The following is a 13526-nucleotide window of genomic DNA, read 5'->3' on the forward strand; positions in this document are numbered from 1 at the left end:
CGCCGGCCCTGACGCTCGATGCGCTGCTCGCCGGCACGCCCGCGGACGCGGCGACGCCGGACCTTCGCGCCGGCGGCCTGACGCCGCAGCATCCCGCCTACCTGATCTACACCTCCGGCTCGACCGGCGTGCCGAAGGGCATCGTCATCAGCCACGCCAACATCTGCCACTTCCTGCGCTCCGGAAACGCGCTCTACGGGATGGCGCCGGACGACGTGGTCTTCCAGGGCGCTTCGGTCGCCTTCGACCTCTCGATGGAGGAGATGTGGGTCCCGTACCTCGTCGGCGCGACGCTGTTCGTCGCGAGCCCGGCGATGATGGGCGACGTCGAGTCGCTGCCCCGGATCATCGCCGAGGCCGGGGTCACTGTGATCGACACCGTGCCGACGCTGCTGGCGATGATCACCGCAGACCTGCCGAGCGTGCGGCTGATCCTGCTCGGCGGCGAGGCGCTTCCCGAGCCGCTGGTCGCACGCTGGGCGACGCCTTCGCGAAAGCTGTTCAACACCTACGGGCCGACCGAGGCTACGGTGGTCGCGACCGCCGCCGAGATGCGCCCGGGCGTGCCGGTGACCATCGGCGGCCCGATCGCGAACTACTCGGTCTACGTCGCCGGCGAGGACCTGCGCCTGCTCGGGCGCGGCGAGCCGGGCGAGCTGCTGATCGGCGGCCCCGGCGTCGCGAAGGGCTACCTGCAGCGGCCGGAGCTGACCGCGGACAAGTTCATCGCCAACCCCTACGCCTCGGACGGCGCCGACCCGCTGCTCTACCGCTCGGGCGACGCGGTCTCGCTCGACGCCGGCGGCAACATCCTGTTCCACGGCCGCATCGACGACCAGGTCAAGATCCGCGGCTTCCGCGTCGAGCTCGGCGAGATCGAGTCGCGGATCCAGGCCCAGCCCGGGATCGCCCAGGCCGCGGTGGTGCTGCGCAACGACGACGGCGTCGACCGGCTGGTCGCGTTCATCGTGCCAGACCGCGGCCACGACCTCGACCGCGCGGCTTTGCGCCGGACGCTGGCCGAGCAGATGCCGCCCTACATGGTGCCCGGCCATTTCGAGGCGGCCGAGGTTCTGCCGCGCCTCACCTCCGGCAAGGTCGACCGCAAGGCGCTTCGCGTCGCGACGCTCACCATCGTCGATGCCGACGGCGAGCAGGAGCCCCCGGAGAACCAGACCGAGGCGGCGCTGCTGGCCGCCGCCAAGCAGGTCTTCGGCAACCAGCCGATCGCGCTCGAGGGCGACTTCTTCGCCGACCTCGGCGGCCATTCGCTGCTCGCCGCCCGCTTCGTCGGAGCCGTGCGCGAGGCCCCGGCGCTCGCCGGCATCACGCTGCAGGACGTCTACCGCGAGCGCACCCTGCGCCGGATCTCGGACGCGCTGATCGCCCGCACCGGCGGCGCCGGCATCGAGACCGCGATCCGCGACCTCGCCTTCGTGCCGCCGCCGCTCCGGCGCCGCGCGCTGTGCGGGCTCGCCCAGGCGGTGGCCCTGCCGTTCGTGATTGCGCTCGCGACCGCGCAATGGCTCGGCATCTTCGTCACCTACCTGCTGCTCACCGGCGGCGGCCTCGGCTTCTTCGGCGAGCTCGGCGTGCTGCTCCTCGTCTACGTGGCGATCAACGCGGTGACGGCGACCATCGCGGTCGCGGCCAAGTGGCTCGTCCTCGGCCGCACGAAGCCCGGCCGCTACCCGCTCTGGGGCGCGTATTATTTCCGCTGGTGGCTGGCGCAGCGCCTGGCGCCGCTGGTCCACGTCAAGTGGCTGCAGGGCTCGCCCGCGATCGCCGTCTACCTCCGCCTGATGGGCGCGAAGGTCGGCCGCGACACCCTGATCTCCGACATCGAGATCGGTGCCCCGGACCTGCTCTCGATCGGCGACGGCGCGTCGCTCGGCGGCCGCCTCGTCGTCGCCAACGCCGAGATCGTTGGCAACGAGCTGGTGATCGGACGGGTCGAGATCGGCCGGGACGTGGCGGTCGGCACCTCCTGCGTCCTCAGCCACGACACGGTGATCGCCGACAACGCCGAGATCGCCGACCTCACCACCGTTCCGGCCGGCACGCGCATCGGCGCCGCCGAGCGCTGGGACGGCTCGCCCGGACGAAAGGTCGGGATGGCCGACGTCGCGGAGCTTTCGGAGCAGGCCCCGGCCTCGGCCCGGCGCCGGGCCGGCTTCGGGGCGATCTACCTCCTGCTGCTCGGCGCGATCCCCGCCGTCGGCCTGCTGCCGATCTTCCCGGCGTTCTTCATCTTCGACCAGATCTCGGACTCGCTCTCCGACATCACCGACATCGACTACCACTGGTACCTGCCGCTGCTGACATGGCCCACCGCCATGCTGATGACCGCCGGCACGGTGCTGCTCATCGCCGGCATCCGCTGGCTGGTGCTGCCGCGGCGGCGCTCGGGCACCTACTCGATCTGGTCCGGCTTCTACCTGCGCAAGTGGTCGGTGGCGCTCGCCGCCGAGGTGACGCTGGAGACGCTCTCCTCGCTGTTCGCCACCGTCTACATGCGGGCGTGGTACCGCCTGATGGGCGCGCGCATGGGGGAGGGCGCCGAGATCTCGACCAACCTCGGCAGCCGCCACGACCTCGCCGAGGTCGGCAGCCGCAACTTCATCGCCGACGAGGTGGTCTACGGCGAGGAGGAGATCCGCCGCGGCTGGATGCACCTCCAGCCGGCCCGCACGGGCGCGCGGGTGTTCGTCGGCAACGACGCGGTGGTGCCGCCGGGCGCCGACATCCCCGACGACGTGCTGATCGGCATCAAGTCGAAGCCGCCGGCCAACGAGGAGATGGCGCCGGGCGACACCTGGTTCGGCTCGCCGCCGATCAAGCTGCCGTCGCGCCAGCGCGTCGACGTCGGAACGCTGGCCCAGACCTACGAGCCAGGCACGCTGGTCAAGCTCCGCCGCGGCGTGTTCGAGGCGTTCGCGACCTCGTTCTCGCCGATGCTGTACATCACCCTCGCGATCACCGCGATCGACTGGTACTTCTACCCGGCGATCCTCGAGCGCGACTGGAGCGGGCTCGCCGTCAGCTTCGTCACGGTCAGCGTCGCGATCGCGCTGATCCAGTCCGCCGCCGTCATCGGCATGAAGTGGGCGCTGATGGGCGTCTATCAGCCCGGCATGCGGCCGATGTGGTCGTGGTGGGCGATGCGCACCGAGGCCATCGCGGTCGCCTATTGGGGCCTGGCCGGCAAGGTGTTGCTTGAGCACCTCCAGGGCACGCCGTTCCTGCCCTGGGCGCTGCGGCTATTCGGGGTGAAGGTCGGCGAGGGCGTGTGCATGCTCACCACCGACATCACCGAGTTCGACTGCGTGACGATCGGCGACTTCGCCACCATCAACCGCACCGCCGCCCTGCAGACCCACCTCTACGAGGACCGGATCATGAAGGTCGGCCGCGTTGTGATCGGCCGCGGCGTCTCGGTCGGCGCGTTCTCGACGGTGCTCTACGACACCAAGGTCGGCGACTACGCGCGGCTTCGGCCCCTCACCATCGTGATGAAGGGCGAATCGATCCCGGCGCATTCGGAATGGGAAGGCGCACCGGCCGTGCCGGTGGTGCTGACCGCACCGGCCGATCGTGCGGTGGCGTGATCCGGTCGCGGGCGCGAGGCGGGAAAAAGGGCAGGCCGCCCGTTCGGCGCCTGCCCGCTGCGAGGCCCGCTCGAACGAAGTGGCCTCAGGCCACCTCGTCCTTCTTGCCGAGGCGCTTGTCGAGGTAGGTGTCGACCGTCTGGGTCAGCTCGTCGACGCGCCCGTCGAAGAAGTGGTTGGCGCCCTCGACCATCTGGTGCTCGATGATGACGCCCTTCTGGGTCTTCACCTTCTCGATCACCGGCATGACCTCGCGGGCCGGGGCCACGCGATCCTCGGAGCCGTGCACGAACAGGCCGGAGGAGGGGCAGGGCGCAAGGAAGGTGAAATCGTAGCGGTTGGCCATCGCGGCGATCGAGATGAAGCCCTCGATCTCGGGGCGGCGCATCAGCAGCTGCATCCCGATCCACGAGCCGAACGAGACGCCGGCGATCCAGCAAGACTTGGCCTCGGGGTTGACCGACTGCACCCAGTCGAGCGCGGCGGCGGCGTCCGACAGCTCGCCCGAGCCGTGGTCGAAGGCGCCCTGGCTACGGCCGACGCCGCGGAAGTTGAAGCGCAGGGCCGCGAAGCCGCGATTGGCGAACGTGTAGAAGAGGTTGTACACGATCTGATTGTTCATCGTGCCGCCGAACTGGGGGTGCGGATGCAGCACGATCGCGATCGGCGCGCCCCGCTTCTTGGGGGCCTGATAGCGACCCTCCAGTCGGCCGGCGGGACCGGTGAAGATGACCTCGGGCATAGTGTCCTCGACTCCTGTGGCCATGCCGGGCGAGTCCGCCTGCCCGGATGGCCGTGTACGCCTCGACCTGCGCGGTCGCGCGACCGCCTTGACTCGCCCCGCGCCCGACGTAAAAGCGCTCTTAGAATAATTCTAGGCGATTAGAACTGTTCTAAACAGCGCGGCAGCGGGTCTTCCCCGACCAGCCTGGAAACGCCGTTCGGCGGTCCGAAACCGTGTCGACGGCGCGGCTTAGCACGCCGACCCGGTGCCAAAGCAAGGAAATGTCGCATCTTTCGCCAGTCGGAGAACGGATGACAGCGGACCGCGCCTATCTCGACCACAACGCCACGTCTCCGGTCCGTCCGGCGGTGTCGCACGCGGTCGTGCGGGCGCTGGCGCTGCCCGGCAACCCGTCCTCCGTCCATGCCGAGGGGCGTGCGGCGCGGGCGATGCTCGAGGATGCCCGCGACAAGCTCGCCCGCCTCGTCGGTGCCGCGGCGTCTCAGGTCACTTTCACCAGTGGCGGCACCGAGGCGGCCAACGCCGTCCTGTCCGGCGCGCTCCGCCGGCGGGGGAGCGCCGCACCGACGCGGCTTCTGATGGGCGCGACCGAGCACCCCTGCGTCACCGCCGGCCACCGCTTCCCGGCCGACGCCGTCGAGGTGCTTCCGGTCCTGGCTTCCGGCGTGCTCGACCTCGATGCGCTGGCGGCGCGGCTCGACGCCCTTCGCGACCTGGACGTGCTCGTCTCGGTGCACGCGGCCAACAACGAGACCGGCGTGGTGCAGCCGATCGCCGCCGTCGTGGCCCTGGCGAGGCGGCACGGCCGCACCCTCGTGCACAGCGACGCGGTGCAGGCGGTCGGCAAGATCCCGGTCGATTTCGCTGCGCTCGGGCTCGATGCGCTGACCCTGTCCGGGCACAAGTTCTCGGCGCCGAAGGGCGTCGGCGCGCTGGTGCTGCGGGACGACGCGCAGCTCGACGCGGCCTTCGTCCGCGGCGGCGGCCAGGAGGCGCGGCTGCGCTGCGGCACCGAGAACCTTCCCGGGCTCGTCGGGATGGGCGAGGCGGCGGAGATCGCCCGCCTTGCGCTGGATACGGAATCCCGGCGCGTCGCGCAGCTGCGCGACGCGCTGGAGGAGGCGGCGCTGGCCCGCGCGCCGGACGGGGTGGTGTTCGGCCGTGACGCCGAGCGGTTGCCGAACACCCTGTGCTTCGCGGTGCCGGGGCTCGATGCGCCGACCGCCTTGATCGCCTTCGATCTCGCCGGCGTGGCGGTGTCGTCGGGATCGGCCTGCGCGTCGGGCAAGGTGGCGCGGTCGCCGGTCCTGGCGGCGATGGGCGTGAGCCCTGCGCTGGCCGCGGGGGCGCTACGCGTCAGCCTCGGCTGGAATACGGGGGAGGGCGACACTGCGCGCTTCCTCGGTGCCTTCGAACGGGTCGTCGAGACCCTATATAGACGGCGAGGGCTTGCGGCCTGAGCGCCGCGCCGACGCCATCTCACATGGAAGCCTCCGGTCCTTGAAACCGGCGATGCTTAGGAGACGCTGATGCCTGCCGTGCAGGAAACCATCGATCGGGTCCGCTCGATCGACCTCGACCAGTACAAGTACGGCTTCGAGACCACCATCGAGATGGAGAAGTCCGAGAAGGGCATCTCCGAGGATGTGGTGCGCTTCATCTCGGCCAAGAAGGACGAGCCGGAGTGGATGCTCGCTTGGCGGCTCGACGCCTACAAGCGCTGGCAGACCATGCAGGAGCCGGACTGGGCCCGCGTCGCCTACGACAAGGTCGACTACAACAACATCTACTACTACGCCGCGCCGAAGCGTCCGGCGGCGATGTCGCTCGACGAGATCGACCCCGAGATCCTGAAGACCTACGAGAAGCTCGGCATCCCGCTCCGCGAGGTCGAGGTGCTGGAGGGCATCGCCCCCGAGCGCCGCGTCGCCGTGGACGCCGTGTTCGACTCGGTCTCGGTCGCGACGACGTTCAAGGCCGAGCTGTCGAAGGCCGGCGTGATCTTCATGCCGATCTCGGAGGCGATCCGTGAGTACCCGGACCTCGTCAGGAAGTACCTCGGCTCGGTCGTGCCGGTGACCGACAACTTCTTCGCGACGCTGAACTCGGCCGTCTTCTCGGACGGCTCGTTCGTCTACATCCCGCCGGGCGTGCGCTGCCCGATGGAGCTGTCGACCTACTTCCGCATCAACGAGCGCGACACCGGCCAGTTCGAGCGCACGCTGATCATCGCCGACAAGGGCTCCTACGTCTCGTATCTCGAGGGCTGCACCGCCCCGAAGCGCGACGACAACCAGCTGCACGCCGCGGTGGTCGAGCTCGTCGCCCTGGAGGACGCCGAGATCAAGTACTCGACCGTCCAGAACTGGTACCCGGGCGACAACGAAGGCAAGGGCGGCATCTACAACTTCGTGACCAAGCGCGGCGATTGCCGCGGCGACAACTCGAAGATCTCGTGGACGCAGGTCGAGACCGGCTCGGCGATCACCTGGAAGTACCCGTCCTGCATCCTGCGCGGCGACAATTCCCGCGGCGAGTTCTACTCGATCGCGGTGTCGAACGGCATGCAGCAAGTCGATTCCGGCACCAAGATGATCCATCTGGGAAAGAACACCACCAGCCGGATCATCTCGAAGGGCATCTCGGCGGGCCGCTCGCAAAACACCTATCGCGGCCTCGTCTCGGCGCACAAGAAGGCCTCGAACGCGCGCAACTTCACCAATTGCGACAGCCTGCTGATCGGCGACCAGTGCGGGGCGCACACCGTGCCCTACATCGAGTCGAAGAACGCGTCCGCGGTGTTCGAGCACGAGGCCACCACCTCGAAGATCTCCGAGGACCAGAAGTTCTACTGCCTGCAACGCGGCCTTTCCGAGGAGGAGGCGACCGCGCTCATCGTCAACGGCTTCGTCCGCGACGTGCTGCAGCAGTTGCCGATGGAGTTCGCCGTCGAGGCTCAGAAGCTGATCTCGATCAGCCTCGAAGGCTCGGTGGGGTAGGCAACACGCCATGGCCTTCGCGTTCGACACCCTGCAGTTCACCCAACGGCTCGAACAGGTGGGTGTCGGACGCGAGCAGGCCGTCGCGCGCGCCGAACCGGCACGCGACATGATCATCGCCGATTCCGCGACCAAGGCGGATTTGGCGGATATGGAGAAGACGCTGAGGTTGGACCTCAAGGCGTTGAAGGCGGGGATCGACGGTTCGCTGCGCGAACTCGAACTCCGAATGACCGTAAAGCTCGGGGCGATCATCGCGGCCGTCGTCGCCGTGATCGCAGCGCTTCAAAAATTTCTCTGACGGGACCGCAGGGCGATACCGTCGCACACCATCTTCGGGACTACGCGAACATGCTCGAAATCAAGAACCTCGTTGTGCAGATCGAGGACAACCGCATCCTCAACGGCCTGAACCTCACCGTGAACGACGGCGAGGTCGCCGCGATCATGGGGCCGAACGGCTCCGGCAAGTCGACGCTCTCCTACGTCATCGCCGGCAAGGAGGACTACGAGGTCCTCGACGGCGAGATCCTGCTCGACGGCCAGAACGTGCTGGAGATGGGCGCGGATGAGCGCGCCGCGGCCGGCGTGTTCCTCGCCTTCCAGTATCCGCTGGAGATCCCGGGCGTCGGCACGATGACCTTCCTCAAGGCCTGCCTCAACGCCCAGCGCCGCGCCCGCGGCGAGGCCGAGATCGCGACCCCGGACTTCATCCGCCAAGTCAACGCGGCGGCCGAGAAGCTTGAGATCAACAAGGACATGCTCCGCCGCGCCCTCAACGTCGGGTTCTCCGGCGGCGAGAAGAAGCGCATGGAGATCCTGCAGATGGCGCTCCTGCAGCCGAAGTTCTGCGTGCTCGACGAGACGGATTCCGGCCTCGACATCGACGCGTTGCGCATCGTCTCCGAGGGCGTCAACGCCCTGCGCGCGCAGGGCCGCTCGTTCCTGGTCATCACCCACTACCAGCGCCTGCTCGACTACATCGTGCCCGACACCGTGCACGTCATGTCGAAGGGCCTGATCGTGAAGACCGGCGGCAAGGAGCTCGCCAAGGAACTCGAGGCCTCCGGCTACGCCGAGTACCGCACCAACGAGGCTGCGTAAGCTCATGGCCGACATCGCCAATCTCCGCACCAGCGCCGAGACCGGTCTCTCGACCCTGTTCGAGACCGCCCGCAAGGGGTTCGGCAGCGAAACCGCGATCTCCCGCGAGGAGGCGTTCCGCTTCTTCGAGGCCGCCGGCCTGCCGAGCCGCCGCGTCGAGGCGTTCAAGTACACCGACCTGCGTGCCGCGATGCAGGAAGCCGCGCCGCCGGCCGAGACGCCGGCGCTCGACCTCGCCACGTCCGCCGTCGCCGCCGCGACCGCGTTCTCGGCGGTCAAGGCGGTGCGCCTGACCTTCGTCAACGGGCACCTGATCCGCGAGCTGTCCGATCTCGATCGCGTGCCCGCCGGCGTCTCGGTATCGCCGCTGAACGAGGCCCTGAGCCGGGGCGATGCGCGCCTAAAGAACCTTGCGCCGGTGGCGCAGGCCCGCGAGAACCCGATCTATCAGCTGAACACCGCCTTCCTCGCCGACGGCGCGCTGATCTCGGTGGAGGCCGGCGCCAAGTTCGAGACCCCGCTGCACCTGCGCTTCGTCGGCGCCGGGGCGGAGGGCTTCTCCACCGCGACGCGCGTTCTGGTCGAGGTCGCCGACGGCGCCGAGTTCACCTTGCTCGAGACGCACGAGGGCCCGAACGGGCTGACCTACCAGCCGAACGACGCCCTCGACGTCCATGTCGGCAAGCATGCCGCCTTCCGGCACGCGCGGATCAACCGCGAGGGCGACAAGGCGATCGCGCTCTCGACCATCAGCGTGCGGCTCGACGACGAGTCGAGGCTGGAGACGGTGAACCTCGTCACCGGCGCCGTGCTGTCGCGCCACCAGATCTACATGCACGTGGCCGGCGAGAACGTGAACGCGGTCGTCAACGGCGCGGCGATGCTCGGCGACGGGCAACTCGCCGACTCCACGCTGCTGGCCGACCATGCTGCGGTCGGCGGCGTCGGCCGCGAGATGTTCAAGACGGTGATCGACGGCGACGCCACCGGCGTGTTCCAGGGCAAGATCATCGTCCGCCAGATCGCGCAGAAGACCGACGGCAAGATGAAGTCCGATTGCCTGCTCCTCTCCGACGAGGGGCAGATGATGAACAAGCCGGAACTCGAGATCTTCGCCGACGACGTCGCCTGCGGCCACGGAGCCACCTGCGGCGCCCCGGACCAGGACCTGCTGTTCTACCTCATGGCCCGCGGCCTGCCGAAGCCGATCGCCGAGAGCCTGCTGGTGCAGGCCTTCGTCGGCGAAGCGGTGGAGTCGGTCACGCACGAGGGCGCCCGCGCGGCGCTCATCGGCGAGATCGAGGCTTGGCTGGCCTCGCGGGGGTGATCGGCCCCGGTCGCGTGCATCCTGGAAAATGGGTGATGTGACCGCGATCCCTCCTAGAACTTCATCCTGAGGCGCCCACATCGGTGGGCCTCGAAGGAGGGGACGAGGGGTCGCACTATCTCTGGAGACCTCCGTCGAGGCCTCCGCTTCGCTTCGGCACCTCTGGACGAGGCTGCAGGTTGGAGGGGCGATGCTTGCGAAAGACCGCCGGTTCGAGGCCGACACCATGAACGCTCCTCTCCGCCAGCCTACCTACGACGTCGAGGCGATCCGGGCGCAATTCCCGATCCTGTCGGAAAAAGTCTACGGCAAGCCGCTGGTCTACCTCGACAACGCCGCCTCGTCGCAGAAGCCGCGCGCGGTGATCGACGCGATGGTCACCTGCATGGAGAGCGGCTACGCCAACGTCCATCGCGGCCTGCACTTCATGGCCAACGCCGCGACCGAGGGGTTCGAGGGTGCCCGCGAGACCACGCGGCAGTTCCTGAATGCCGCGTCGACCGACGAGATCATCTTCACCCGCAACGCCACCGAGGCCTACAACCTCGTGGCCGCGTCGATGGGCTGGGCTGGGATGATCGGGGAGGGGGACGAGATCATCCTCTCGATCATGGAGCACCATTCCAACATCGTGCCCTGGCACTTCCTGCGCGAACGCCGCGGGGCCGTCATCAAGTGGGCGCCGGTCGACGACGAGGGCAACTTCCTCGTCGAGGACTACGAGAAGCTGTTCACGCCGCGCACCAAGATGGTCGCGATCACGCAGATGTCGAACGTGCTGGGCACGGTCACGCCGGCGGCCGAGATCGTCCGCATCGCCCACGCCCACGGCGTGCCGGTGCTGCTCGACGGCGCGCAGAGCGCGGTGCATCAGCCGGTCGACGTGCGGGCGCTCGATTGCGACTTCTTCGTCTTCACCGGTCACAAGGTCTACGGCCCGACCGGGATCGGCGTGCTCTACGGCAAGAAGGAATGGCTGGAGCGCCTGCCGCCCTACCAGGGCGGCGGTGAGATGATCCGCACGGTCAGCCAGGAGGCGATCACCTACAACGATCCGCCGCATCGGTTCGAGGCGGGCACGCCGGCGATCGTCGAGGCCGTCGGCCTCGGCGCGGCGCTGGAGTTCATGATGTCGGTCGGGCGCGACAAGATCGCGGCGCACGAGGCCGCGCTCACCGCCTATGCCCAGGAACGGCTCGGCGCGATGAATGCGATCCGGCAGATCGGCACCGCGAAGGGCAAGGGCGGCGTCATCGCCTTCGAGATGAAGGGCGCCCATGCCCACGACATCGCGACGGTGATCGACCGTTCGGGCGTCGCGGTCCGGGCCGGCACGCATTGCGCGATGCCGCTGCTCACCCGCTTCGGCGTCACCTCGACCTGCCGCGCCTCGTTCGGGATGTACAATACCCAGGCCGAGATCGACGTGCTGGCCGAGGCGCTCGCCCGCGCCGAGATGATGTTCGGCTGAGCGTTTGGACTGGGTCGCCCCCCTGTCGCGGTGGCCCGATGAGGAGATGAGCATGAGCAGCGACGCGACGATCACCGGAGGCGCCAACACGCCGAAGGTCGCCGGAGCCGAGGGCGTGCCGCCCGCCGAGCTCGACCGGCTGACCGACGATATCGTGGCCGCGCTGAAGTCGGTCTACGATCCCGAGATCCCAGCCGACATCTACGAGCTCGGCCTGATCTACAAGGTCGACATCGACGACGACCGCAAGGTCGCGATCGACATGACGCTGACGGCTCCGGGCTGCCCGGTCGCCGGCGAGATGCCGGGCTGGGTCGAGGATGCGGTCGCCAAGGTCCCGGGCGTCCAATCCTGCGCGGTGACGATGGTGTTCGATCCGCCGTGGGATCAGAGCCGCATGTCCGACGAGGCCCGCGTCGCCCTCGACATGTGGTGAGCGTCACCGAGCGGTATGGACCGTGCTCCGCGCGATCCTTATCTTAAGACCGTACGCGCACCCTCAACCGCCCGGGCCTTGAACCCGGCTGCCGGAGAGACACCGATGTCCACGAGTTTCAAGGTCATGTCGCTGACGGATGCGGCAGCCGACCGCATCAAGGCGATCATCGCCGACGCCGACCGGCCGATCGCGGGCCTGCGGGTCGGCGTGAAGAACGGCGGCTGCGCAGGGATGTCCTACACGATGGAATATGCCGAGGATCGCAAGCCCGGCGAGGACATGGTCGAGGATCGCGGCGTGAAGGTCTTCGTCGATCCGAAGGCGCTGCTGTTCCTGCTCGGCACGCAGATGGACTTCCAGTCCAGCAAGCTCGCCTCGCAGTTCGTGTTCAACAACCCGAACCAGACCTCGGCCTGCGGCTGCGGCGAGTCCGTCGCGATCACGCCGGTCGGCCCGGAGCGGCTGCTCGCCTCGGCCTGAACCCGCGATCAGGCGACCGCGGCGACGAGGTCCGCCGTGGTCGCATCGTCGAGCGTGCGGTTGCGGCCGGCGCGCTTGGCGGCGAACATGCACAGGTCCGCACGCTCCAGCAACGAGACCGGCGTGTCGCCGCGGCGGTAGCACGCCACGCCGAGCGAGATCGTGACCTTCCCGAGCGATTCCCCGGTTGAGCGCTTGATCAGCTCCCGGCCCATCACGCTGGTTCGGACTTTCTCCGCGATGGCGTAGGCCGTTTCCCGGTTCGTGCCGGGCAGCAGGATGCCGAACTCCTCGCCGCCGAAACGGGCGAGCATCGCGCCCTTCTCGACGCTTTCCCGCATGACGACGGCGACCAGGCGCAGCACCTGATCGCCGGTGAGGTGGCCGTAGAGGTCGTTGAAGCGCTTGAAGAAATCGATGTCGAGCACGACGAGGCTCGAGGACGTGCCGAGCGAGGCGCGATCGAGCGCCTTGTGCAGCATCTCCTCGAAATGCTTGCGGTTCGCCAGCCCGGTCAGGGGATCCGTCAGGCTCTCGATCCGCGTCGCCTCGAGCTTCTCGCGCAGGGATTCGACCTCGGTGCGGCTTTCCCGCATCCGCGCCTCGAGGGTCCGGTTGTTCGAGGCGACTTCCCGCGTCGTCGCGACCAGGGTGGCCACGATCTCGCGCAGGCGCGCTCGGTTCAGCGTCGAGACGGAGAGGTCGTGGCTCAGAGCGCGCAACGACTCGCCGTACTGCGCGGCCGAGCCGAGCGAGAGGTCGAGCATCTCCATGACGCCCTCGATCTCGGTCAGCATCGTCGCGCCGGTCTCTCCGGCGGCCGTGACGTAGCGCGAGCCGCCGAGATAGCTGTCGTAGAGATCGTCGACGTCCGAGGCGGACAATCCCGCGTTCGTCGCGGTGAGACGCTTGATCGCGTCGTTCATCAGCGGCTGATCGCCGGAGACGTAGGTGTACCAGACAGCGTAGGCCCGCGGTGTCGCCGAGGGCCCGTAATCGCGCATCAGCTCCTGGGCGCGGCGCGCCAGGGCGAAGCTGCGATCGCGGTCGGCATAAAGCCCTTCGCTCATCCGATCCCCATCGTCCATCGCCGCCCCGTCGCGTCGGCGTTCGGGTCGGACGCCGCAAGCTACCTTAAGGAGCGTGGACGGAGGGTTAAGGCCGAGGTCGCGATCTGCGGCTCAATCCTGCTTCTTGATCACCGCCGGCCGCAGCATGAAGGCCGGAACGTGCTCGCCGAGACCGACGGGCGTATCGCCGTCCTCGTCGCGGCGGCGCCCATAGCCGCGCTCGTCGCGCGACCGCTCCTGCGGAGGGCGAGCCGCGGGGGCGGGAGTTCGCTCGGGGCGCGGA

At 68.7% G+C, this 13526-nt stretch carries 11 protein-coding genes; 9 read left to right on the forward strand and 2 right to left on the reverse strand.

The features are described 5' to 3' along the window. On the forward strand, nucleotides 1–3608 hold a 3608-nt coding region (locus FV223_RS08340; protein WP_147726377.1), incomplete at its 5' end, for a Pls/PosA family non-ribosomal peptide synthetase. An 85-nt stretch (nucleotides 3609–3693) separates the two neighbouring features. Here FV223_RS08340 and FV223_RS08345 read toward each other — a convergent pair. Further along, nucleotides 3694–4350: an alpha/beta hydrolase gene (locus FV223_RS08345; RefSeq protein ID WP_147726378.1), complete on the reverse strand. Its 657-nt coding sequence runs from the start codon at nucleotides 4348–4350 to the stop codon at nucleotides 3694–3696. Nucleotides 4351–4643: 293 nt separating this feature from the next. Here FV223_RS08345 and FV223_RS08350 point away from each other — a divergent pair, with 293 nt between their 5' ends. From FV223_RS08350 to sufA, 8 genes are all read left to right on the forward strand, one after another. Continuing rightward, the gene (locus tag FV223_RS08350) at nucleotides 4644–5813 is read left to right on the forward strand and encodes a cysteine desulfurase family protein (protein ID WP_147726379.1); all 1170 of its coding nucleotides are present in this window, start codon (nucleotides 4644–4646) and stop codon (nucleotides 5811–5813) included. Between the two features lie 69 nt (nucleotides 5814–5882). Next, nucleotides 5883–7352: a Fe-S cluster assembly protein SufB gene (sufB, locus tag FV223_RS08355; protein ID WP_147726380.1), complete on the forward strand. Its 1470-nt coding sequence runs from the start codon at nucleotides 5883–5885 to the stop codon at nucleotides 7350–7352. Nucleotides 7353–7362: 10 nt separating this feature from the next. Continuing rightward, nucleotides 7363–7653 carry a hypothetical protein gene (locus FV223_RS08360; protein ID WP_147726381.1) on the forward strand — a complete coding sequence of 97 codons (291 nt, stop codon included), beginning with the start codon at nucleotides 7363–7365 and terminating at the stop codon, nucleotides 7651–7653. Nucleotides 7654–7703: 50 nt separating this feature from the next. Then, complete coding sequence (gene sufC, locus FV223_RS08365; RefSeq protein ID WP_147726382.1) at nucleotides 7704–8456, forward strand: Fe-S cluster assembly ATPase SufC; 753 nt, start codon at nucleotides 7704–7706, stop codon at nucleotides 8454–8456. 4 nt (nucleotides 8457–8460) lie between these two features. Then, entirely contained in the window at nucleotides 8461–9783 is a 1323-nt protein-coding gene (locus tag FV223_RS08370) for a SufD family Fe-S cluster assembly protein (protein WP_147726383.1), read from the forward strand. A 226-nt stretch (nucleotides 9784–10009) separates the two neighbouring features. Then, complete coding sequence (locus FV223_RS08375) at nucleotides 10010–11254, forward strand: cysteine desulfurase (protein ID WP_147726387.1); 1245 nt, start codon at nucleotides 10010–10012, stop codon at nucleotides 11252–11254. 52 nt (nucleotides 11255–11306) lie between these two features. Then, complete coding sequence (locus FV223_RS08380; RefSeq protein WP_147726384.1) at nucleotides 11307–11690, forward strand: SUF system Fe-S cluster assembly protein; 384 nt, start codon at nucleotides 11307–11309, stop codon at nucleotides 11688–11690. A 105-nt stretch (nucleotides 11691–11795) separates the two neighbouring features. Then, nucleotides 11796–12173 (forward strand): Fe-S cluster assembly scaffold SufA, encoded by a 378-nt coding sequence (gene sufA, locus FV223_RS08385; RefSeq protein WP_147726385.1) that lies wholly within the window; start codon nucleotides 11796–11798, stop codon nucleotides 12171–12173. A gap of 8 nt (nucleotides 12174–12181) precedes the next feature. On the opposite strand, the gene FV223_RS08390 is transcribed toward sufA, so the two are convergent. After that, the gene (locus FV223_RS08390) at nucleotides 12182–13243 is read right to left on the reverse strand and encodes a GGDEF domain-containing protein (RefSeq protein ID WP_147726386.1); all 1062 of its coding nucleotides are present in this window, start codon (nucleotides 13241–13243) and stop codon (nucleotides 12182–12184) included. Between the last annotated feature and the right edge of the window lie 283 nt (nucleotides 13244–13526).

This window comes from Methylobacterium sp. WL116, from assembly GCF_008039455.1.
In the GTDB taxonomy this organism is placed as follows: Bacteria; Pseudomonadota; Alphaproteobacteria; order Rhizobiales; family Beijerinckiaceae; genus Methylobacterium.